Raw genomic sequence first — 22426 nt, 5'->3', positions numbered from 1 at the left:
CTCCTAGCGGGCGACGGAGGGCTCAAGCCGCGTGAGCGTCAGCTCGACCCGTCGTTGTGGACGCAGCGACGCGGCGACCCGTATCCCGGGCACCGAGGGCTCGGTCAGGGTGAAGCGGTACTTGCTGACCAGCGTCGCGACGATCAGCTGGGCCTCCAACTGGAACAGGTGCTCGCCCAGGCATCGATGTATCCCGAGGCCGAACGGGTAGTAGGCGTAGCGGTGCCGCTGATCGGTCCGTCCCGGGGCGAACCGCTCCGGGTCGAAGGTCTCCGCGTCCGGGCCCCAGAACGCCTTCATCCGGTGGGTGGCATAGGGGGAGAGGACCACCGTCGCGCCCTTGTCGATCCGTACCCCGCCCAGCACGTCCGGCCCGGCGGCTCGGCGGGGGACGATCCAGCCGGCGGGGAACAGCCGCAGGAGTTCGTCGAGCACCATCCGGGTGTAGCTCAACCGGGGCAGGTGAGCGGCCCGGACGGGACCGGCGCCGACCACGTCGTCGATCTCGGCGTAGAGCCGGCGGGCGACGTGCTCGTGCGTGGCGAGGACGGGCCACAGCCAGGTCAGTGCCACGTAGCTGGTCTCGGTGGTGACGGCGACCATGGAGACCAGGTCGTCGCGCATCTGCTGCTCGGTCAGGGGCTGCCCGTCCCGGCTCGCCCGAGCCAGGGTCGACAGCACGTCCCCCTCCGTCCCGGGCTGACGCAGCGCCTGCCGGAGTACCGGCAGCAGGATGCCGTCGATCTCCTGCACGGCGCGGTGAAAGCGCCGGTCGCCCGGCATCGGCACCCACCAGGGCACGACGGGAGCGAGCAGCCGTGGCGCCATGGAGGTGACGATCGACTCCTGCGCCGCCATGATGCGCAGGGCCTCGTCGACGTTCAGCCGGTCGGCGAAGAACACCCGCATGATGGCCGCGCAGACGAGGCGGGACAGCTCCGATCCGATGTCGACGACGGTGCCGTCCGCCGCCGCCTGGTCGAGCCGGTCGGTCGCCCCCTCGATCGCCTCGGCCATCGTGTCGACCAGCGAGTTGATGCGGGCCGGGCGGAACAGTGGAGCCAACGTCCTGCGGCTGGCGGCCCAGGTCTCACCCTCGGAGAGGATGCCGTCACCGACGAGTCGGCGAACCGAGCGCCACAGGGCGGTGTTGTCGCCCCGGGGATAGTTGGCGGCATTCTCCTGCAGCACCTGCTGGACGTGCTCGGGATGGGTGACCAGGTACGGGCTGGAGATCCCGAGCCCGAGACGGACGACCGCACCGTCAGCCGCGTTGCCGACGTCCACCAGGGACTGATGTGCGTCCCGGAGGGCGCTCGGCAGCGCCTTCCATACCGGCACCGTCCTGGGCTTGCCTGCTGCTCTGGCCTCCGGCGTCTCCACTGCGGATCGTTTCTCCTTCGGCTAGGCCCGGTAGTTGTGGATCGCGCAACTTCCAGGACTTAATGCAGCCTAAGTGTGCAAGTTGTGAGGGCGATCTAGCAATGGGTGATCGCCTTCGTCGCGTGGCCGCGCTCGTACCGGTTGCGGGTCTTGGGCGTCGCCCACCCTACTGAGTGGTCACTCAGGTCGATGGGGTGGCGTCGGAGGGCGTCCTCGTCACGCCTGCGGCGGGGCCGACGTCTGCCGGTACTCCTGTGGCGTCAAGCCGTAGGTCGCGCGGAACAGGCGGGCGAAACTCGCCTTGTCGGCGAAGCCCCAGCGGGCGGCGATGGCGTAGATCGGCTGACCGGCAAGGAGTGGATTGGCCAGGTCGTGTCGGCAGCGCTCCAGTCGCCGATGACGAATCAACTCGGCGATGCTGGTGCCCTCGTCCGCCCACAGTCGATACAACGTACGCAGCGAGATGTGATGGGCGGCGGCGATCGTACGGGCGTTGAGGTCGACGTCGCCCAGGTGCGCGGTGATGAACGCGTCGATCCGGGCCCGGAACCCCTGCTGCCGCACCTCGACCGGAAGCGCATCCTCCAGGTCGAGGTGCTGCGCCAGCGTCGCCGAGACCAGATCGAGTGCCATCCTGTCCAACTGCCCGGCGGCGGCCGTTCGGAACTGCTCCGGGTGCTCCCCGACCTGTACCAGGAACTGCGCCAGCAGGGCCGTCATGCCCTCGGTCCGCATGCGGCCGGCGAGCAGTCGAACGACTTTCTGTTGCGGAAGCGGTACCGCCGACTGTGGAACGAGAATCGCCACAGTGGACGACGTTGCTGGTGGCGCGGGATCCGTCCCGCCACTGGGTGCGGTTTCCCGCTCCGGAAGATGCCGGCACTCGTAGGGGCGAGAGGTGGTGAGGAACGTGAACTCGGTCGGCCGGATGACCGACTCACGGCGCTCCTGAACGAGTGCGCTGTCACCGGTCAGTGGTAGGGCCAGCTCGTACATCTCAGGATCGCTCCGCCGGATCATCCGCTGCGAACGCCGCATCGTCAGCCCCGGATAGCGAAACGACATGACCCGCGACACGCCCAGGTCGACCGCCCGGGCGAACCCGGTGAAGTTCGTCGCGTGCGGACTGGAGAACAGCGACGGAGCGGTCCCCTTCGAGATGATGTCCTGCCAGACATCGAACCGGTCACGCCTGGGAAAGTGCGTCAGGTCAAGAGTCTCGACGCGGAGGATCGAAGCTCACCTCCCCTGTCTGCCCGCCGGTCAGGTGGCGGACACAGAGCCTACCCGGCACCCCAGGATGATCCCTGCCGTCGATGCGACCACCGACCGCGATCAGAGGCAGATCCAGCAGTAGAGGCTCTCCGCGTTCGCGCGTGCTCTGCGTGCCAGCCCCACGAACTCGTGCAGGACCGACAGCATTGCCCCCGGCTGCATGTCGCTGTAGTGAGACAGCTCCTCAATACGTGACCAACGATCAGCCAGACCCGGCAACTGGTCGTCCGTAACACCGGCCAGCGCGTCCCTGGCGCGGTCGCTGAGCGCAGCCACCCAGGGTCCTTCGTACTCGGGGTCCGGGCCAGGGCCGTCGGGCCAGACAAGTCGCTCCCCGACCAGGCCGGCGGTCCAGGGCACGTCGAGAGCGAACGACACGACCTTGCCGAGGACCACCGACGGATCGATCCCCTTCGCATCGAGCGCGTCCACGAGAGGCGAGCCGCCCTCCCGCACCACAGGTCCACCGTCCGTGGCGGCCATCAGCTTCGCGACGGCCTCCTCGTCACCGGTGCGGAAGTAGTCGTACAGCACGCCCACAGAAGCCTCCCGGTCGCCAACATGCCGCCAGATGTAGCGCGACCGAGGGAAGCTATCGCCCCGCAGCGACAATTTCGGCAGCGGCCTCGCTCCGGGGGAAGTGGCGGTGCGCCCGGCAGGATTCGAACCTGCGGCCTTGGGATTAGAAGTCCCCTGCTCTATCCGCTGAGCTACGGGCGCGTCGTGGTATCGCGCGAGAAGGGTACCGCCGCCCGTGCCCCGCACGCCGGAACGGGTGGCCAGGTCCACGTCGTGCGCGGCCTCGGCGGTACCCGTGGGGCGGGTTCAGGCGTCCGCGTCCGCGTGGGGCGTGGTTTCCGCCGCCGGCGCGGACCCGTTCTCGGTCGAGCCACGGGGTTGCGGTGGGGCCGGGCGGTGAGTCGTCGGTCCGGCACCGAGGAACGCCTCGGCCCACCGGCCGACCTCGGCGAAGACCTTCTCTCGTACGGCGGGGCCGGAGAGCGTCAGGTCGTGCATGCCGCCGTCGAACCTGGCGACGGTGACGTGCTGGCCGAGACGGGGCGCCCAGCGGACCATGTGTTCGACGTCGAGGACGGCGTCGGCGAGGCTCGCCGAGTCGTGCCACTTCGCGCCCCGGAAAGAACGGGTGGAGCAGGCGAGCAGCACCGGTACCGGGATGTCCAGCCCGGCGCGCAGCCGTCGCTGACCGGTGCGGATGGCGTCCAGCCAGCCGGCTCGGACGGGGAAGCCGGCCAGCGGCTTCCAGGCCAGGTCGTACGTCCACTCGCCCCGGTGGTCGGCGTGGATGCTCTCGCCGTACACGGTGCCGAGCCCGAACGGGAGGATGCGGTGTGGCGCCCTGCGGCCCAGGCGGGCGACGGCGGTCGCGAGGGGCCGGCGCACGAACCAGGGTGCGTTGAGGTCGAAGAAAGGGCTGTTGAGGAACAGGCCGTCGACCAGACCGGTGTCGCGGCGGCTGTCCGCCCAGAGTGAGATGACCAGACCGCCGGTCGAGTGGCCCATGGCCAGCAGGGTGTCGTGCCCGTCCTCATCGCGGATGATCTCTGCGGCGGCGTCCAACTCCGGGAAGTAGTCGCCGAGGTCGCGGCAGAAGTTGGCGGTCTGGTGTGGCAGCAGGCTGCGGCCGTACTTGCGCAGGTCCAGCGCGTAGAAGTCCCAGCCCCGGTCCGCGAAGAAGTCGGCGACGTGGGTCTGGAAGAAATAGTCGACGAAGCCGTGCACGTAGAGCACGGCCCGCCCGGTGGGGCGCTCGGCGCGGCGGCGGACCAGGGTGGCCACCACCGGGCCCTCGTCGTCGCGGCCCAGGTCGATGGTGTGCCGCTCGTACGGCGGGCCCAGCACGTCGGGTTCCACCCCGCCGACGGTACGCCGGCAGGCTACCCGGCGGTAGCCCCCCGCTCGCCCGTACTGCGGGCGGGCGGGGGCATCCGCGCTCAGTCGCCTTCGGCCTCGCGGCCGGACGGCTCCTGCGAGGTCGTGGCGCGCCCCCGGCCGGGGCCGTACGGCGACACCTGGTCGACCGGCACCGAGCGGTGCTCCCGGCTCGGCGAGGAGTCGCCGGCCGGGTTCGGGCCGTCGCTGTCCTGGACCAGCCGGGTCTCGCCGCTGCGGCGCATCTCCGGTTGCTGCACGTTGGCCATGCCGTTCACCTCTCCATGGTCGTGCGCCGGCCGGGTGGCCCGGCCGGCGCGCGCGATCACCTCTCGTCGGTCGTCCCGGCGCCGGCCAGTTCGTCGGCCGGCTCGTCACCCGGGGTCACGGGGCCGGGTGGGGGAGCCACCCGCAGGTGCTTGTTGTTGCGCGGCTCCTGGCGGGTCTTCGCGTCGTTGAGCTTGCGGCGCAGGTCGTCGCGGGCGTCGTTGAGCGCGGCGTGCAGGTCCTCCTCGGTGGAGGTGGTGACGATCTTCTGCCGGCCGGCGATCCAGCACTCCAGCGTGACCTTCTGGCCCTTGGCCTCCCGGTCCTTGACCGACAGCTCCAACTCGGTGGCGTCGGCGTGGAAGCTGGCCAGCCGGGCGTCGAGCGTGGCGAACTGGGTGACGATCCAGTTCCGGTCGGCCTGCGAGAAGCCGGCGCCGAGCCGGAGGCACTCCGCCACGGTGGCCGGGTTCGGGCTCATCGCCGCACCTGACCAGGGACGCGGGCGGAACGGGTGATGGTCATCTTCATGATCGCTGACCTTTCGTTCGACGTCGTGCTCACAGGTGCGGTTGGCACATTCCCTACCCAGGTCGGCTCCGTCCGGAACGTGACCATTTTCGCCGCCTCTTGATCATCGCGGTCCGGGCGTCGGCGGGTCAGGGTCGACCGGCCTACCACGCCGGGACCTTGATCAGGTGGTTGTCCACAGGCGGCCTCGTCGTCCACAGGTGCGGTGTGAAGGGCTGCCCGAGCGCGCTGCCGAGGTGCAGGCTCGGGTTCGAGTCGACTTGCGAAGACCGGCCCTGGATTCCACTGGAGGGACAATGTTCGATACTTTTGTGACGATCGTCGGAAATGTGCTGACGGCACCCGAGTGGCGCCGGACCACGCAGAGCAACACTCTGGTGGCCAACTTCAAGGTCGCCTCGACGGCCCGGCGTCTCGACCGTGACAGCCGGCGCTGGGTCGACGGCAACAGCCTGCGGGTACGGGTCAACTGCTGGCGGAAACTCGCCGAGGGGGTGGCCGCCTCGGTGGCGGTCGGTGACCCCGTAGTGGTCTGCGGTCGGCTCTACACCCGTGACTGGACCGACGACGCCGGCAACCACCGCACGCTCTACGAGTTGGAGGCCGTCGCCATCGGCCACGATCTGTCCCGGGGGCGGGGCCGGTTCCTGCGTAACCGGCCAAACCTGGCCACCAGCGCGGTCTCCGACGCCGAGGCCGAGGAGCGGGTGCACGGTGAGCCGACCGAGCCGGTGCCGGACGAACAGGCTCCCGCCCGGCTCGACAACGGACCGGTCGACGACGACTTCGAGTTGCCCGACCTCACCCGGCCTCGGTCCGGGCTGGCCGACGACCTCGACGACGAGCAGGGCTGGCCCGACGGCGCCGAGCCGGCCACCGGCGCCGGGGCCCGGTCCGCTTCGTCCGCCGACGAGCTGCTCGCGTCCGAGGATTTCGACCACCTCCTCGACGCCGACCGGGCGGCCTCCGACGAGCTGGCGCCGGTGCGGGCCGGGATCACCGGGCCCGAGGAGGGGTTGGCGGTGGGTCCGGAGGAATCGGGGGCGGACGTCGCCGTCACCGGGCGTGGCCGGCGAGGACGCGGGAAGCTGCCGCAGCCTGCCTGACGGTGCGAGTCCTGCGGCGCGGCCGTGGGTGGGTGACCGGTTACGTGACGTTTCGGGTCACCCACCCGCGAACGACCGGCCACGGTCGCCCGCGACGCGTCCGCCCGGTCGCAGGTGGGGCGGCGCGTCCGCCCGGCCGGTCCGGGTGCCGGGCTCGGCTAGGCTGGCCGCCCGGGGGTGGTGCGGGTGCGACACGCGGCAGCGGTGGCGAACGCGGCGGGACTCGTCGCGGGGTACGCCCTGGACACGTTCCTCGGCGACCCTCGGCGCGGACACCCGGTGGCCGGGTTCGGTCGGGCCGCCGCCACCCTGGAACGCCGCCTCTACCGACCTGATCGCCTCGCCGGTGGCGTCTTCACCGCGCTCTCCGTCGGCGCGCCGGTACTGGTGGGAGCCGCCGCCGCCTACGGCACCCGGCACCGGCCGGTCGCCCGTGCGGCCCTGGTCGCCGCCGGCACCTGGGCGGTGCTGGGCGGGCGCAGCCTGCGCCACGAGGCCAGGACGATGGGTCGCGCGTTGCGCGGCGGTGACCTGCCGGCCGCCCGCCAGCGGCTCGGGCATCTCTGCGGGCGGGATCCGTCATCGCTCGACGAGCACGAACTGGCTCGGGCGACGGTGGAGTCGGTGGCCGAGAACACCTCCGACGCCGTGGTCGCCCCGCTGGTCTGGGGCGCGGTCGCCGGGCTGCCCGGCCTGCTGGGCTACCGCGCGGCGAACACCCTCGACGCGATGGTCGGCCACCGCAACGCCCGGTATGCCCGCTTCGGCACCCCGACCGCCCGCCTGGACGACCTGCTGAACCTGGTGCCCGCCCGGCTGACCGGCCTGTTGACCGTGGCGCTGGCACCTACCGGGAAGGGTGATCGGGACCGGGCCTGGCGGGTCTGGCGGCGGGACCGCGACGACCATCCCAGCCCCAACGCCGGGCAGTGCGAGGCGGCGATGGCCGGTGCGTTGGGCGTGCGGCTGGGCGGGCGCAACGTGTACTTCGGCCGGACGGAGGTGCGTCCGTTCCTCGGTGACGGTCCCCGCCCCGAGGCGCGGCACCTGCCCCGGGCCGCCCGGATCTCCCGCGCGGTCGGGCTGGCGGCGCTCGGGCTGACGGCGGCGTACCCGCTGACCGCCGGTCGCCTGGTCGGTGCCGCCGCCCGTCGGGCCGCCCGGCCGTGGAGGCGGGGGTGACCGGTGGGCTGCTGGTCGCGGGGACAACCTCGGATGCCGGCAAGAGCGTGCTCACCGCCGGCATCTGCCGATGGCTGTACCGCCAGGGCGTGAAGGTGGCGCCCTTCAAGGCGCAGAACATGTCGAACAACTCCGTCGTGGTGGTCGGCGCGGACGGCCGGGGCGGCGAGATCGGCCGGGCGCAGGCGATGCAGGCGGCGGCCTGCGGGATCGAGGGGGACCTGCGGTTCAATCCGGTGCTGCTCAAGCCCGGCAGCGACCTGTCCAGTCAGGTGGTGCTGCTCGGCCAGGCCGTGGAGACGATGACCGCCGACACCTTCCGCACCCTGCGTCCCCGGCTGGCCGAGACCGCGTACGCGGCGCTGGCGGAGCTGCGGTCGACGTACGACGTGGTGATCTGTGAGGGCGCCGGCAGCCCGGCGGAGATCAACCTGCGCGACGGCGACTACGTGAACATGGGCCTGGCCCGGCAGGCCGGGCTACCCACCATCGTGGTCGGCGACATCGACCGGGGCGGTGTGTTCGCCGCCATGTTCGGCACCCTGGCCCTGCTCGACCCCGCCGACCAGGCGCTGCTCGCCGGCTTCGTGGTCAACAAGTTCCGGGGCGATCTCGGCCTGCTCGCCCCCGGGCTGGAGATGCTGCGCCGCGTGACCGGCCGTCCCACCTACGGGGTGCTGCCCTGGGCGCTGGACCTGTGGCTCGACGCGGAGGACTCGCTCGCCTACGGTCGGGTGCTCGGCCGTCCGGCCGCCCCGCACGGCACCGAGTGGCTCGACGTGGCCGTGCTGCGGCTGCCCCGGATCAGCAACGCCACCGATGTCGAGGCGCTCGCCACCGAGCCCGGGGTGCGAGTGCGGCTGACCGTCGAGCCGGCCGAGCTGGCCGCCGCCGACCTGGTCGTGCTGCCCGGCTCCAAGTCGACCGTGGCCGACCTGGCGTGGCTGCGCGAGACGGGCCTCGCCGACGCGGTCACCACGCACCTGGCGGCGGGCCGTCCGGTACTCGGGCATCTGCGGCGGCTTCCAGATGCTGGCCCGGACCATCCACGACCCGGTGGAGAGTCGCCGGGGCACGGTGCCCGGCCTCGGCCTGCTCCCCATCGAGATCACCTTCGCTCCGCAGAAGACGGTCCGGTTGGCGGTGGGCACCGCCGCCGGCGACCTTCCGGTGCACGGCTACGAGATCCACCACGGGTACGTCTCGGCTGCCGACCCGGAACTGCCCCCGCTGCTGCGGGATGCCGGCGGCGTCGGCGAGGGGGCGCTGCGCGACCTCGTGCACGGCACCCACTGGCACGGCGCCTTCGAGTCCGACGAGTTCCGGCGCTGGTTCCTCACCCGGGTGGCCCGCCTCGCCGGGCGAACCGGCTTCCAGGTGGCGCCGGGGACGTCCTTCGCCGCCGCCCGCGGGCGCACCCTCGACCTGCTCGGCGACCTGGTCGAGGAGCACCTGGACACCGACGCCCTGTGGCGGCTCATCGAGACCGGCCCGCCGGCCGGCCTGCCGTTCGTGCCACCCGGCGCCCCACCACCCTGAGCCGGGACGGGCACCGGCGATCAGCGACGGACGTCGGCGGCCTGGTCGGTGAAGGGCAGTCCCGCCGACTGCCACGCCTCCACGCCACCGATCATGTCGGTCGCCCGGTGCAGCCCGAGGGCGCGCAGACTCGCCGCGGCGAGGCTGGAGCTGTAGCCCTGGCAGCACATCACCACGATCTCCAGGTCGTACCCGGTGGCCTCCGGGATGCGCCAGTCGCTGGCCGGGTCCAGCCGCCACTCCAGCACCGTCCGGTCGATCACGATGACGCCGGGCAGGTCGCCCTGTTCCCGCCGCTGCGCTTCGGTGCGCATGTCGATCATCAGTGCACCTCGGGTCGCGGCCTGCACCGTCTCCTGCGGCGTCAGTCGGGTCATGCCCGCGCGGGCCTGTTCCAGCAACGCCTCGACACCAGGACTCATCACGGAATGGGACACGCCACGAGCATGCCGTTCGGCGCACGGGCATGCGGTCCGAAGTGGTCCGGGACAACCCGATCGGTAACGTCGGTGCCCGTGACGGCGGTCTTCGAGGCGTACGCCGGACTGGCCCGGCGGGTGTTGGCCGGCCCGGCCCGGTTGGGGCGTACCCGGTTGGTGGTGATCGACGGTCCCAGCGGCGCGGGCAAGACCGTCTTCGCGGCACGCCTGGCCGACGCGCTCGCCGCCGAGCTGGCCGGCGTCGGGGCGGCCGGCGTCGGGGCGGTGCCCCGGCCGCCCGTGGTGCACACCGACGATCTGCTCGACGGGTGGGACGACCAGCTCACCTTCTGGCACCGGCTGGAGGAGCAGGTGCTGGCGCCGGTGCGGGCCGGGCAGGCCGGTGCCTACCGGCGCTACAGCTGGGTACGCCGTCGTTTTCTGCCCAGGCCGGTGCCGGTGCCGGCCGCGCCGGTGCTGATCGTGGAGGGGGTCAGCACGGCCCGGGCCGCCGCCGTCCCCGAGGCGACCCTGGCGGTTCTCGTCACCGCACCGCAACCGCAACGGCTGGCCCGGGCGGTGGCCCGCGACGGGCCGGCGATCCTGCCGGAGCTGCGTCGCTGGCACATCACCGAGCAGGCACACTTCGCCGCCGACGGTACCGAAGGCCGGGCCGACCTGTTGGTCGACGGCGCGCCCACGTTGCCCCACGATGCCGACCGCTACTACCTGCGGACCACTGGCGCGGGCGGTGTCGATGGGGTGCGAACCGGGTGACGCGGACGTCGGCCCTGGGTAAGGCCGGCATACGATGCCGGTCATGACCTCACCGATCATGAGCGAGTCCGACCTGCGGGAGGCCGTCACCCGGGAACTGCCCGGCGTCCGGGCCGACCTGGAGCGTCTCGTCCGCATCCCCGGCATCGCCTTCGAGGGCTTCGACCACTCACACGTGGAGCGTTCCGCCGAGGCGGTGGCCGAGTTGCTGCGCGGCTGTGGCCTCGACGTCGAGGTGGCCCGTGCCGGTGGTCAGCCGGCCGTGATCGGCCGGCGGGCGGCACCGCCGGGTGCGCCGACGGTGATGCTCTACGCCCACCACGACGTGCAGCCGATCGGCGACCGGGCGCTGTGGGAGTCCGACCCGTTCGAGCCGGTCGAGCGAGACGGCCGGCTGTACGGGCGCGGTGCGGCGGACGACAAGGCCGGCATCATGGCGCACGTCGCGGCGCTGCGCGCGTTCGGCGACCAACTGCCGGTCGGCGTGGTCGTGTTCGTCGAGGGGGAGGAGGAGTACGGCTCGGACTCCCTGGAGCGACTGCTCGCCGAGCACCGGGACAAGCTCGCCTCCGACGTCATAGTGATCGCCGACTCGACCAACTGGGATGTCGGCGTGCCGGCGCTGACGACGTCGCTGCGCGGCATCGTCAACTGCTTCGTCGAGGTGCGCACGCTGGACCACGCCGTGCACAGCGGGATGTTCGGCGGTGCGGTGCCGGACGCGCTCACCACCCTGGTCCGGCTGCTCGCCACCCTGCACGACGACGCCGGGAACGTGGCGGTGCAGGGCCTGGTCGCCCGCGAGGGGGCCAGCGTCGACTACCCCGAGGACCGGTTCCGGGTCGAGGCCGGGCTGGCCGACGGGGTGCGGCTGTTCGGCAGCGGGCGGATCACCGACCGGTTGTGGACCAAGCCGGCGCTGGCCGTGCTCGGCATCGACGCCCCGGCCACCGGCGAGGCGCCGAACGCGCTGGTCCCGACCGCCAAGGCCAAGCTGAGCGTACGGCTGGCGCCGGGCGACGAGCCGAAGCGGGCGTACGCGGCGCTCCGCGAGCACCTGGAGCGGAACGCGCCGTGGGGCGCTCAGGTGGAGATCACCTTCGAACACGACGGTGCCCCGTGCGTCATCGACGCCAGCGGCCCGATGTTCGACGCGGCCCGGTCGGCCTTCCGCACCGCCTGGGACGGCACCGACGCGGTGGAGATCGGGGTGGGTGGCTCCATCCCGTTCATCGCCACCTTCCAGGAGATGTTTCCGCAGGCGGCGATCCTGGTGACCGGGGTGGAGGACCCGCACGCCCGGGCGCACGGGCCGAACGAGAGCCTGCACCTGGGCGAGTTCGCCCGGGTCTGCCTGGCCGAGGCGTTGTTGCTGGCCAGGGTCGCGCAGACGCGGAGCGGAGTGAACCCGTAACTTCCGGTGGATGGTGACCGTTTCCGGTGTGTCGGGCGCGGGGCTGTTGTAGCCTCTCGAACATGCGTACGAACGAGGTTCTGGCCCGCCTGGAGGCCGCTGTCAGCGCCCTGGGAGACGTGGACGTCTCCGCGTGGCCCGAGGACACGCTCAAGGAACAGCTCGGCGAGCTGTCCGCCGCCCTGGTGGCCCTGGACACGTCGCTGTCCCGCATCGCCGACGGCGTCCGCGCCCGCGGCCTGCGGGTCGAGGAACCGGTCCCGGCCTGACGCCGCCGCTCCCGGCGCGCCGGCAGCACACGTTGGGAGGGGCCCCCTCCTACGCACCAGGCGTTAACCGGGGCCCCTTCCTTACCCGGCTGGCAGGATGAGGTCGTGCGGTTCCTGGACCTGGCTGCCACCTCGGCCGCCGTCGGCGCCATCAGTGGCCGGCGGGCCAAGGTGGAGCTGCTCGCCGACGCCCTGCGCCGGCTCGACCCGACCGAAGTGGTTGCGGGTTCCGGCTGGCTCGCCGGTGAGCTGCGGCAACGGCAGACCGGCGTCGGCTGGGCCGCGCTGCGTGAGCTGCCCGCGCCGGCGGCCGAGCCGACCCTGACCGTGGCCTCGGTCGACGCGGCGATCGACGGTATCGCGGCGGTGAGCGGAGCGGGTTCGCAGGCCCGCCGGCGGGCACTGGTGGCGGCGCTCTACGCCGCCGCGACCGCCGACGAGCAGCGCCTGCTGACCGGCCTGTTCCTCGGCGAGCTGCGCCACGGCGCCCAGGCGGGGCTGCTCGCCGACGCGATCGCCCGGGCCGCCGGGGTGCCGGTCGCCGCGGTGCGCCGGGCGTTGCTGCTCAGCGGTGACCTTCGGGCGGTGGCGGTGGCCGCGCTCGGCGGCGGGGCCGCGGCGTTGGCCGGGTTCGGGCTGCAGGTCGGGCGGCCACTCGCGCCGATGCTGGCACAGAGCGCGCCGTCGGTCGACGAGGCGCTCGCGGCCACCGGCGCGCCCGCCGTGGTCGACGTCAAGCTCGACGGCATCCGCATCCAGGTGCACCGCAGCGGGGCCGACATCGCCGTCTTCAGCCGCAGCCTCGACGAGATCACCGCACGGGTACCGGAGGTGGTCGCCGCGGTACGTGCTCTGCCCGCGCGGGAGATCGTGCTCGACGGCGAGGCGATCGGGCTGGACGCCACCGGCCGGCCGCTGCCGTTCCAGCAGACGTCGAGCGCGGCCGCCCGCCGAGCCGGCCGTGCGCCGGTCGCTGCGGCGGTGCGCGCCGCCGCCGAGCGGACCGGCGAGACCGTCCTCACGCCGTACTTCTTCGATCTGCTGCACCTCGACGGCGTGGATCTGATCGACCTGCCCGGCCGCGAGCGGTGGGCCGCGTTGCGCGGCACGGCCGACGCCTCGCTGCTGGTGGGCCGGCTGGAGGTGGACGGCCCGGAACAGGCCGGGGAGGCGTTCGCCGCCGCGCTCGACGCCGGTCAGGAGGGCGTGGTGGTGAAGGCGCCCGACGCGCCCTACGATGCCGGCCGGCGCGGCGCGGCCTGGGTGAAGGTGAAGCCCCGGCACACCCTCGACCTGGTGGTGCTCGCCGTCGAGTGGGGCAGCGGGCGGCGTACCGGATGGCTGTCGAATCTGCACCTCGGGGCGCGCGACCCGCAGACCGGCGGGTTCGTGATGCTCGGCAAGACCTTCAAAGGTCTCACCGACGAGCTGCTGCGCTGGCAGACCGAGCGCTTCCTCGACCTCGCCGTGGAGCGCGGAGACTGGGTGGTGCGGGTCCGGCCCGAGCAGGTCGTGGAGATCGCCTTCGACGGGGTGCAGAGCAGTTCGCGCTATCCCGGCGGGGTGGCGCTGCGCTTCGCGCGGGTGGTGCGCTACCGCGACGACAAGACCGCCGCCGAGGCCGACACCATCGACGCCGTACGCGCCGTGCAAGCCGGCCGCCCGCCCGGCTGAACGCCTCAGCTGGCCGCTTGCGTCTCCGGGTCGGCGGCTCGGTCGCGGGGGCGTTCGTCGACCACGCCGGCCAGGCGGCGGGCCTCCCGTCGGGCGACCCAGCCGTAGCCGAAGAGAGTCATCGCCGCGAAGATCCACCACTGCACGACGTAGCCGAGGTTCTGCCAGTTGTTGGTATGGCCGATCGTCACCGCCTTGAACACCGGGTCGGCGGCCGGCGTCTGCTCGTCGAGCAGCACGTACGCGCCGTGCACCGGGTACGGCAGCTCCCCGGCGAGCTGCGGCACGGACACCCGGCGGCTCTCCAGCACGCCGTCGCGCCGGGCCACCTTGGCGTCGCCGCTCTCGCTCGCGTGGATCCGTCCCTCGACGGTCACCTCGCCCGCGGGCGCCGGTGGCACCTCCGGCTGGGCGATCGCCCCACCCGGGGCCGGCGGGATCCAGCCCCGGTCCACCAGGACGGCGGTGCCGTCGGCCAGCACCAGCGGGGTGACCACCTCGAAACCGACCCGGCTCTCCACCGTCCGGCCCCGGACCAGGACGACGTTGTCGGTGTCGTACCGACCGGTGACGGTGACCCGGATGAAGGTCCGCTCCTGCGCCGGTGGCGGGCCGACCGTGCCGGGCCCGCCGGTCGGCGCGGGCAGCGCCTCCCGCAGCGGTACGGGGTCCATCCGCAGGCCGGCGTCGATCCGCTCGTTGACTGCCGTGCGGCCGTGGTAACGGTCCAGCTGCCAGTTGCCGAGCAGCACCATCACCGTGGCGGCGGCCAGGGCCAGCGCGAGGATGCCCAGCCAGCGCGGCGTCAGCAGGAACCGGTACACGCCACGAGGCTACCCGTGTGACCGCCGCCACTGCGCCGAGCCACCGGCGTACCCGCCTCGGCGTGGTCCCGCGCCGCTGCCGCAGGCAGTGGCCGTCGATGCGTCCGGGCGGAGGCGTCCGCCCGTGGCGGAGCGTGCCCGTGTCGGGGCGGTCCGCCACGGGTGGGCCACCCTGGACCGGGGTAGGGCCCGGGATGGTGCGTGTGCCCGGCCGGGTTCGGCTATCGTCACGCGGGCGGAGCGCGCCGACGGTCGGCACGCCGTCCGCTCGCGAGGAGTCGATGATGACCGTCGTGCCGCGTCTGGTGCTCAGTGCTCCGTCTTCTGGACACGGCAAGAACGCGTTGGCGATCGGTCTGCTCGCCGCGTTCGCCGACCGGGGCGTCGACGTGGCCGGGTTCAAGATCGGACCGGACCAGGTGGACGCCGCGTACCTCGGGCTCGCTGCCGGCCGGCCCGGACGCACCCTGGACCCGCGGCTGGTGGGCACCGAACGGTTGGGCCCACTGCTGCTGCACGGTGCGGCCGGCACCGGGCTCGCGGTGGTGCAGGGCAGCATGGGCCTGTACGACAGCCTCACCGGCCGGTCCGAGACCGAGTCGACCGCCGCCGTGGCCACCGCGCTGCGCAGCCCGGTGGTGCTGGTGGTCGACGTCGCCGCGATGGGTCAGTCGGTGGCCGCGCTGGTGCACGGTTTCCGGGCGTACGACGAGCAGCTGTGGATCGGCGGCGTGATCCTCAACCGGGTCGCCTCCTCCCGGCACGAGACGTTGCTGCGTGAGGCGCTCGACGACATCGGCATACCGGTCTACGGCGCGCTGCGTCGCCAGGACCTGCCCTCGGTGCTGCCGTCGCGCCGGCACGGGGTGATGCCGGTGCTCGAAGCCACCGACGATGCCGCCCGGGCGGTCCGTCGACTGGGCGAGGCGGTGACCGCCACGGTGGATCTGGAGCGGCTGATCGGGCTGGCCCGTTCCGCCCCGCCACTGGGCGTCCAGCCGTGGTCGCCCGCGGGTGACCCGCCCCTTCCCGCGGGTGCCGCACCGCCGGTCGTCGCGGTCGCCGGGGGTCCGGGGGGCAGCTTCAGCCACGCCGAGACGGTCGAGCTGCTGCGCGCCGCCGGGGCCGAGGTGGCGACCGTCGACCCGTTCGCCGACGAGGTGCTGCCGGCCGGCACCCGGGCGTTGGTGATCGGTGGTGCCCTACCCGAGTCGTACGCCGAGCAGCTTTCCGCCAACCGTCGGCTCTGCATCGCGGTCGCCGAACTGGCCCGGACCGGTCGGCCGGTGATCGGCGAGGGCGCCGGCCTGCTCTGGCTGGCCCGGGAGCTGGACGGACTGCCGATGTGCGGGGTGATCGACGCGATCGGCAGTAGTCGGGACGGACTGGTGGTCGGCTACCGGGAAGCGACCGCGCAGGGCGACAGCGTGGTCGCCGCTCGGGGCGAGGTGGTGACCGGGCACAAGGAGCATCGCGCGGTGCTCACCCCCCGGGGCGGGCCGCGGCCGGCGTGGAGCTGGCCGGGCGGATCACCGGAGGGGTTCATCTGGCGCGGCGTGCACGCCTCGCAGCTCGTCCCGCACTGGGCCGCGTACCCCGGCATCGCGTCGCGGCTGGTGGCCGCCGCTTCGGCCGAGCCGGCCACGGTCCCGGCCGGGGACGGCGGCGCTGCCCCGGCCGACCCGGCCGCTGTCGCCCCGGCCAGCCCGGCGGGTGTCGCGGGCTTCGGGCCGGCCGGTGGGCCGTCCGCCTGATCAGCCGACTATCCGGTCCGACGGCGGGACGAAGTCCCGGGCGGGCTTGCCCTTCAGGGCGTCGCGGAGGGTGTTGGAGACCGCCGCGATCGGGATCTGCGACTGGCCGTCGCCCACCGCGTTGAACGGGTTGTCCGGGTCGGAGATGAAGCTGGCCGCCGCCAGCTCGGGCGTGTAGCCGACGAACCAGGCCGACCGGGTGCTGTCCGTGGTGCCGGTCTTGCCGGCCACCGGTCGGCCCACCGTGCCGCGCACGCTGTCCGCCGTCGACCAGCCGCCGCAACCGCCCTTGGCCGGGGTGTCGCCGGTGGGGCAGCGGGCGGCGTCGGTCGCGGCCCGGGCGGCGTCGGCGCTGACCACCTGTCGGCAGCGCGGCTTGGCGACCTCCCGTTCGATCCCCCCGGCGGTGGTGAAGGTGGCCGGGGTGCCGTCCCGGTTGTAGATGGCGTTCACCGGGATCGCCTCGCAGTACCGGCCGTCGGCGGCGATGGCGGCGTACGCGTTGGCCATCTCCAGCGGCGTGGCGTCGGAGACGCCCAGGGTGAACGCGCCCCACTTGTTGGCCTTCGCCGGTGAGGCGTGGTCCCGGTCCACGTCGGTACGCCAGCGCAGCCCCAGCTGCTCGGCGAGCCGTACCGCCCGCTCCGCCCCGACCTGCTCCTCCAGCCAGACGAAGTAGGTGTTGACCGACTTGCCGAAGCCGGACCACATGGTCTGGGTACCGCTCATCGCGCCGCTGGCGTTGGACGGCTGCCAGCCGTCGTAGATCTCGGAGCGGTAGCTGTGCGGCGCGTTGAAGGTGGTGTTCAGCGTCATGCCGGCGTCCAGCGCGGCCAGCATGGGGAACATCTTGAACGTCGATCCCGCCTGGTAGCCCGGCAGGTCACCGCCGCCCATCAACGGCGCCACCGTGTTCGGGTAGTTCGCCTTCACGTTGGGCCCGGCCTCGGGATTGGAGCTGAGCGGGTTCTCGTCCAGGTTCAACGAGTAGGTGCGGTTCACCGCCATCGCCTTGACCCGCCCGGTGCCCGGCTCGGAGACCACGATGCCGTTGGCGAACGGACTGCCGGTGTTGCCCTTGGTGCCGACGTTCTTCTCGGCCGCCGCCTGGATCTTCGGGTCCATGCTGAGCACGATCCGGTAGCCGCCCCGGCGCAGCTTGTCGATCCGTTGCAGTCGGTTCTCCCCGAACGCGGGCTGTGCGCTCCACCAGTTCTTCAGGTAGTCGCAGAGGAAGCCCCAGCTGTTCCACTCCTGCGGCACCGAGGCGCAGTCGTTGGGTGGGTAGGTCAGCCGCAGCCGGATCGGCTCGGTCTTCGCCGCCTCGGCCGAGTCCGGCGAGAGGTAGCCGAGCTGTGCCATGTTGTTCAGCACGTAGTTGCGTCGCTCGGTGGCACCCTTCTGGTCGGAGCTGGCCGGGTCGTACTGGGAGGGGGATTTCACCAGGCCGGCGAGGGTGGCCGCCTCGACGGGGGTGAGTTCCTTCGGGGTCTTGGAGAAGAAGATCTCACTGGCGGCGTAGATGCCGTACGCCCGGTGCCCGAAGTACGCCGAGTTGAGGTAGCGCTCAAGGATGTCCTCCTTGCTCAGCTCCTCCTCCAGGTCGACCGCCATCCGCATCTCCTTGATCTTGCGGATCGGGGTCTGTGCGGTGGCCTCCTGCACCTCCATCGGGGTGCTGGCGCTGTCGCGCAGCGCCATCCGGACGTACTGCATGGTCAGCGTGGAGGCGCCCTGCGAGACGCCGCTGGAGCGGGCGTTGGCCACGAAGGCGCGGGCGACGCCCTTCGGGTCGACGCCGTGGTGTTGGTAGAAGCGGTTGTCCTCGGCGGCCACGATGGCCTGCTGCATGTTCGGCGAGATGTCGGCGAGCTTCGTGTACTGCCGATACTCCTCGTAGAACATGGTCAGCACGGTCTTGCCGTCGGGCGCGTACACGTAGGAGGTCTCGGCGGGCAGGGCGGTGGCCAGCAGGCGGGTCTTGCTCTCCACGGCGTGCGCGGTGGCCTTGGCACCGATGCCGGTGACGGCGACCAACGGGTACGCCACGGCGGCGACGACGATGCCGGCGATCAGTCCGGCACGGAGGAGAGGAACGAGACGACCAGCGGCAGCGAGGGGTCGGTTGCTCACACCGCTAAGTTATGACATTTCCGATTCGTCCATGAGAAATACTCATGAAGTGATCGGTGGTGATGCGGCTAACCCCCCGGGCTGCTGTCCCACCCGGCGGCTTCCCGGCAGGATCGCCGTCATGCATGGTCAGTCGACCGGGACGTCCAGCGAGCCGGACCTCGCCCACCACGGTGACGCGGAGGTCGGCGCGGGCCTGGTCGACCTCGCGGTCAACGTGCGGCGCGCACCGATGCCGCCGTGGCTGGCCGGCCCGATCCGGGCATCGCTGGCCGATCTCGCCGGATACCCCGACCCTCGCCCGGCCCGCGCCGCCGTCGCCGCCCGGCACGGCCGGCCATCGGCCGAAGTGCTGCTGACCGCCGGTGCCGCAGAGGGCTTCGTGCTGCTCGCCCAGGCGCTGCGCGGGGTACGCCGGCCAGTGGTGGTGCACCCGCAGTTCACCGAGCCGGAGGCGGCGCTGCGGGCCGCCGGGCACACCGTGCAGCGGGTGCTGCTCGACGCCGCCGACGGCTTCCGGCTCCATCCGGACCGGATCCCCGCCGACGCCGACCTGGTCATGATCGGTAACCCGACGAATCCCACCTCCGTACTGCACCCCGCCGCCGCCCTGGCCGCCCTGGCCCGCCCCGGCCGGGTGCTGGTGATCGACGAGGCGTTCGCCGACACCACCGCCGCGTCCGGCGTACCCGGCGAGCCCGAGTCGCTGGCGGACCGCCGGGACCTGCCGGGGCTGGTGGTCGTGCGCAGCCTCACCAAGACCTGGGGGCTGGCCGGGCTACGGATCGGCTACCTGCTCTCCGACGCCGCACTGCTGCGCCGGCTGTCCGCCGTACAGCCGCTCTGGGCGGTCTCCACGCCGGCCCTGGCCGCCGCGTCCGCCTGCGCCGGCACCGAGGCGGTCCGGGCCGAGCGCGCCATCGCCGCGCAGCTCACCGCCGACCGCGAACACCTGGTCACCCGGCTGTCGACCCTGCCCGGCGTACGCGTCGCCGGCCGCCCGGCCAGCGCCTTCGTGCTGGTGCGGATCTCCGGTGCCGACCGGATCCGGCACGCCCTGCGGGAGCGCGGCTGGGCGGTACGCCGCGGCGACACGTTCCCGGGCCTCGGTCCGGACTGGCTGCGGATCGCGGTACGGGACCGGGCGACCACCGATGCTTTCACCGAGGTGCTGGCGGAAATCATGGAGGCATGATGCTGGAGACGACCATCGCGGCCATCGGCCCACTCGACGAGCCGGCGATGACCGCGGCCCGCCAGCTGCAGGCCCGGCTGACCAAGCCGGCCGGCTCGCTCGGCGTCCTGGAGGACTTGTCCGTCCGCCTCGCCGGCCTGGCCGGCGTCTGCCCGCCGCCGCCACTCGGCCCGGCGGCTGTGGCGATCTTCGCCGGGGACCACGGGGTGCATGCCCAGCGGGTCACCGGATGGCCGCAGGAGGTCACCGGGCAGATGGTGGCCAACTTCCTGGCCGGCGGCGCGGTGGTCAACGCGTTCGCCCGGCAGGCCGGCGCCTCGGTGACCGTGGTCGACGTCGGAGTGGCCACCCCGTTGCCCGTACCCGGACCGACCGACACCGACCACGGCGCGGACCGTCCCGACGTGCCCCGACTGGTCGTCGAGTCGGTCCGGCGCGGCACCCGGGACATGACCGTCACCGCCGCGCTGACCCGGGAGGAAGCCCGGGCGGCGGTCGAGATCGGGATCCGGATCGCCGGGGAGTTGATCGACGCGGGAGCGGGGATCCTGCTCACCGGCGACATGGGGATCGCCAACACCACCCCGGCCGCCGCGCTGATCGCCGTGTTCACCGGGGTCGACGCCGCCGAGGCGACCGGCCGAGGCACCGGCGTCGACGACCCGACGTACCAACACAAGATCGAGGTGGTACGGGCCGCGCTGCGCCGCCACGATCCCGACCCGGACGATCCGCTCGCAGTGTTGGCCGCCGTCGGCGGGCTGGAGCACGCCGCGCTGACCGGGTTCGTGCTCGGTGCCGCCGCGCGTCGCGTACCGGTGCTGCTGGACGGCGTGATCGCGGTCTCCGCCGCGCTCGCCGCGGCGGCCCTGGCCCCGGACGCGGTCGGCGCGATGGTCGCCGGTCACCGCTCCGCCGAGCCCGGCGCGACGATCGCGCTGCGCCGGCTCGGCCTGATCCCGCTGATCGACCTGGGCCTGCGTCTCGGCGAGGGCACCGGCGCACTGCTGGCGCTGCCCGTGGTCACCAGCGCGGTCCGGGTGCTGCACGAGGTGGCCACCTTCGACTCGGCCGGGGTGGCCGAGAAGTGAGCAGGCGACCCGTTCGGCTCCGTGGCCGCACGCCGTCCGCCGCCGTTACGCCGAACGAGAGGCCGGTCCGGTGAGCGCGAACCCGTACCCCCTCGGGCTATGGCTGGCCGGCCTCCGGGCGGTCGTGGTGGGTGGGGGAGCCGTCGCCACCCGGCGGGTACCGGCGCTGCTGGACGCGGGCGCGGACGTGCTGCTGGTGACGCCGGAACTCACCCCGGCGCTGCGCGCCCACGCCGACGCCGGACGGCTGCGCTGGGTGCCGCGTCGCTTCGTCCCCGACGATCTGGACGGCGCGTGGCTGGTTCAGGTCGCCGTCGACGACCCGGCCGCCGCGGCCGAGGTCAGCAGCGCCGCCGCCGAACGTCAGATCTTCTGCGTACGCGCCGACGACCGCCGGGCGGCCACCGCCTGGACGCCGGCGGTGACCCGGTACGGCCCGGTCACCGTGGCGGTTCTCGGCGGCGGCGACCCCCGCCGCGCGGTAACCGTCCGCGACGCCATCCGCACCCTCCTGCATGAAAGGACGGGCCCCTTCTTATCGGATTCTGTAGAGCAGGGGCCCCCTGTTAACACCCGGTCCGCTGTCGACGTCCTGCCCGGCAGGACCGGGCGGGGCGGTCGGGTGGCCCTGGTCGGGGCCGGCCCCGGCGACCCGGAGCTGATCACCCTGAAGGGCTGGCGGCTGCTCACCGAGGCCGACGTGGTGGTCGCGGACCGGCTGGTGCCCGGCCTGCTCCTGGACGAGTTGCGCAGCGGGGTGGAACTGGTCGACGCCTCCAAGATCCCGTACGGCCCGTCCCGCGCCCAGGAGGAGATCAACCAGATTCTGGTCGACCGGGCGTTGGCCGGTGCCTTCGTGGTGCGGCTCAAGGGTGGCGACCCGTACGTCTTCGGTCGCGGCGGTGAGGAGTTGCTGGCCTGCGCGGCGGCCGGGGTACCGGTCACGGTGGTTCCGGGCGTCACCAGCTCGATCGCCGCCCCCGCGGCGGCGGGCATCCCGGTCACCCACCGGGCGGTGGCGCACGAGTTCACCGTGGTGTCCGGCCATGTCGCGCCGGACTCACCGGACTCGCTGGTGCGCTGGGACGCGCTCGCCGGGCTGCGCGGCACACTGGTGATCCTGATGGGGCTGAGGAACCTGCCGGCGATCACCGCCACGCTGCTGACGCATGGCCGGCCGGCGGACACCCCGGTCGCCGTGGTCCAGGAGGCCACCACCGGTGCACAGCGGATCATCCGCTCGACACTCGGTGAGGTCGCCGCCGACACGGCCGCTGCGGGGCTGCGGCCACCGGCGGTCGTGGTGGTGGGTGATGTTGTCGTCGCGCTCGGTGGGCTGCTGGGTACCGAGGGGCGCTGACTGTCGCCCCCAGTCCGTCGTGGGCATCCGCCATCCGCAGGTGACGGGTCGAGAGACGCCGCTGGCCGGCACCCGGGGTACGGGTGCCGGCCAGCGGTTTTCTGCTCCCCCTCTGTCGAGGAAAGTCTGATCGAGATGTGGGTCAGTTGTTGCGGGGTCAGCTGTTCCAGTGCTGCGCGACCAGGTCGGCGGCCAACTGCTCCCACTGGGCGTAGTGATCCGGGTACGCCGACACCTGCACGGTCTGCGCGGCCACGGTCAGCGGCATGTCCTGCCAGCCGTCGACCTGCTTCAGACCCTTCAGGAACGCCAGGGTCGAGTACTCCGGGTCGGTGATCTG

At 72.9% G+C, this 22426-nt stretch carries 18 protein-coding genes, 1 tRNA gene and 3 pseudogenes; 11 read left to right on the top strand and 11 right to left on the bottom strand.

Features of this window, described 5'->3' with window-relative positions; genetic code table 11:
- Positions 1-3: 3 nt before the first annotated feature.
- The 7 genes from BMY89_RS08385 to BMY89_RS08355 form a co-directional block, all read right to left on the bottom strand.
- Entirely contained in the window at positions 4-1341 is a 1338-nt protein-coding gene (locus BMY89_RS08385; RefSeq protein ID WP_092377650.1) for a cytochrome P450, read from the bottom strand.
- A gap of 258 nt (positions 1342-1599) precedes the next feature.
- Entirely contained in the window at positions 1600-2544 is a 945-nt protein-coding gene (locus BMY89_RS30835) for a helix-turn-helix domain-containing protein (RefSeq protein ID WP_269766859.1), read from the bottom strand.
- 174 nt (positions 2545-2718) lie between these two features.
- Positions 2719-3198: a hypothetical protein gene (locus BMY89_RS08375; RefSeq protein ID WP_139217925.1), complete on the bottom strand. Its 480-nt coding sequence runs from the start codon at positions 3196-3198 to the stop codon at positions 2719-2721.
- 107 nt (positions 3199-3305) lie between these two features.
- Positions 3306-3378: transfer RNA gene (locus BMY89_RS08370), tRNA-Arg, on the bottom strand.
- 105 nt (positions 3379-3483) lie between these two features.
- A complete protein-coding gene (locus tag BMY89_RS08365; RefSeq protein ID WP_170147615.1) occupies positions 3484-4533 on the bottom strand; it encodes an alpha/beta hydrolase in 1050 nt (349 codons plus the stop codon).
- Between the two features lie 80 nt (positions 4534-4613).
- A complete protein-coding gene (locus BMY89_RS08360; RefSeq protein WP_111313803.1) occupies positions 4614-4820 on the bottom strand; it encodes a hypothetical protein in 207 nt (68 codons plus the stop codon).
- Positions 4821-4876: 56 nt separating this feature from the next.
- The gene (locus tag BMY89_RS08355; RefSeq protein WP_092377641.1) at positions 4877-5299 is read right to left on the bottom strand and encodes an HPF/RaiA family ribosome-associated protein; all 423 of its coding nucleotides are present in this window, start codon (positions 5297-5299) and stop codon (positions 4877-4879) included.
- A 346-nt stretch (positions 5300-5645) separates the two neighbouring features.
- Here BMY89_RS08355 and BMY89_RS08350 point away from each other — a divergent pair, with 346 nt between their 5' ends.
- The 3 genes and pseudogenes from BMY89_RS08350 to BMY89_RS08340 all read left to right on the top strand — a co-directional run.
- Positions 5646-6455, top strand: coding sequence for a single-stranded DNA-binding protein (locus tag BMY89_RS08350; protein ID WP_092377639.1), 810 nt, complete (start codon positions 5646-5648; stop codon positions 6453-6455).
- Positions 6456-6641: 186 nt separating this feature from the next.
- Complete coding sequence (locus tag BMY89_RS08345) at positions 6642-7637, top strand: cobalamin biosynthesis protein (protein WP_092379125.1); 996 nt, start codon at positions 6642-6644, stop codon at positions 7635-7637.
- A pseudogene (locus BMY89_RS08340) lies at positions 7634-9167 on the top strand (cobyric acid synthase); the annotation flags it as partial. The gene BMY89_RS08345 and the pseudogene BMY89_RS08340, both read left to right, overlap by 4 nt.
- 29 nt (positions 9168-9196) lie before the next feature.
- On the opposite strand, the gene BMY89_RS08335 reads toward BMY89_RS08340, so the two are convergent.
- Positions 9197-9598: a rhodanese-like domain-containing protein gene (locus tag BMY89_RS08335; RefSeq protein WP_092377637.1), complete on the bottom strand. Its 402-nt coding sequence runs from the start codon at positions 9596-9598 to the stop codon at positions 9197-9199.
- On the opposite strand from BMY89_RS08335, the pseudogene BMY89_RS08330 reads away from it, so the two are divergent.
- The 4 genes and pseudogenes from BMY89_RS08330 to BMY89_RS08315 form a co-directional block, all read left to right on the top strand.
- A pseudogene (locus BMY89_RS08330) lies at positions 9533-10441 on the top strand (uridine kinase family protein); the annotation flags it as partial. The gene BMY89_RS08335 and the pseudogene BMY89_RS08330 overlap by 66 nt on opposite strands.
- Positions 10431-11786, top strand: coding sequence for a dipeptidase (locus BMY89_RS08325; protein ID WP_175510343.1), 1356 nt, complete (start codon positions 10431-10433; stop codon positions 11784-11786). The pseudogene BMY89_RS08330 and the gene BMY89_RS08325, both read left to right, overlap by 11 nt.
- A 62-nt stretch (positions 11787-11848) precedes the next feature.
- Positions 11849-12055, top strand: a complete 207-nt coding sequence (locus BMY89_RS08320) for a hypothetical protein (RefSeq protein WP_092377633.1) — start codon at positions 11849-11851, stop codon at positions 12053-12055.
- A 105-nt stretch (positions 12056-12160) separates the two neighbouring features.
- A complete protein-coding gene (locus BMY89_RS08315) occupies positions 12161-13729 on the top strand; it encodes an ATP-dependent DNA ligase (RefSeq protein WP_092377630.1) in 1569 nt (522 codons plus the stop codon).
- Positions 13730-13734: 5 nt separating this feature from the next.
- Here the strand turns inward: BMY89_RS08315 and BMY89_RS08310 are convergent, their stop codons facing one another.
- Positions 13735-14553 carry an SURF1 family cytochrome oxidase biogenesis protein gene (locus tag BMY89_RS08310; RefSeq protein WP_092377629.1) on the bottom strand — a complete coding sequence of 273 codons (819 nt, stop codon included), beginning with the start codon at positions 14551-14553 and terminating at the stop codon, positions 13735-13737.
- Positions 14554-14837: 284 nt separating this feature from the next.
- Here BMY89_RS08310 and BMY89_RS08305 point away from each other — a divergent pair, with 284 nt between their 5' ends.
- Positions 14838-16307 carry a cobyrinic acid a,c-diamide synthase CobB gene (locus tag BMY89_RS08305; protein WP_092377626.1) on the top strand — a complete coding sequence of 490 codons (1470 nt, stop codon included), beginning with the start codon at positions 14838-14840 and terminating at the stop codon, positions 16305-16307.
- On the opposite strand, the gene BMY89_RS08300 is transcribed toward BMY89_RS08305, so the two are convergent.
- Positions 16308-18440 carry a transglycosylase domain-containing protein gene (locus tag BMY89_RS08300; RefSeq protein ID WP_092377623.1) on the bottom strand — a complete coding sequence of 711 codons (2133 nt, stop codon included), beginning with the start codon at positions 18438-18440 and terminating at the stop codon, positions 16308-16310.
- 121 nt (positions 18441-18561) lie between these two features.
- Here BMY89_RS08300 and cobC point away from each other — a divergent pair, with 121 nt between their 5' ends.
- From cobC to cobA, 3 genes are all read left to right on the top strand, one after another.
- On the top strand, positions 18562-19635 hold the full coding sequence (cobC, locus tag BMY89_RS08295; protein ID WP_092377621.1) for an Rv2231c family histidinol phosphate aminotransferase CobC: 1074 nt from the start codon (positions 18562-18564) through the stop codon (positions 19633-19635).
- The gene (gene cobT, locus BMY89_RS08290) at positions 19635-20726 is read left to right on the top strand and encodes a nicotinate-nucleotide--dimethylbenzimidazole phosphoribosyltransferase (RefSeq protein WP_092379119.1); all 1092 of its coding nucleotides are present in this window, start codon (positions 19635-19637) and stop codon (positions 20724-20726) included. Before cobC ends, cobT begins: the two co-directional genes overlap by 1 nt.
- A 70-nt stretch (positions 20727-20796) precedes the next feature.
- A complete protein-coding gene (gene cobA / locus BMY89_RS08285; protein WP_092377618.1) occupies positions 20797-22086 on the top strand; it encodes a uroporphyrinogen-III C-methyltransferase in 1290 nt (429 codons plus the stop codon).
- Positions 22087-22243: 157 nt separating this feature from the next.
- Here the strand turns inward: cobA and BMY89_RS08280 are convergent.
- A pseudogene (locus BMY89_RS08280) lies at positions 22244-22426 on the bottom strand (hypothetical protein); the annotation flags it as partial.

The sequence above is a fragment of the Micromonospora phaseoli genome (assembly GCF_900109115.1).
GTDB classification, from domain to species: Bacteria; Actinomycetota; Actinomycetes; order Mycobacteriales; family Micromonosporaceae; genus Micromonospora; species Micromonospora phaseoli.
Note: the sequence above shows the minus strand (reverse complement) of the source record. Positions and strands in the feature narration are given on the sequence as shown.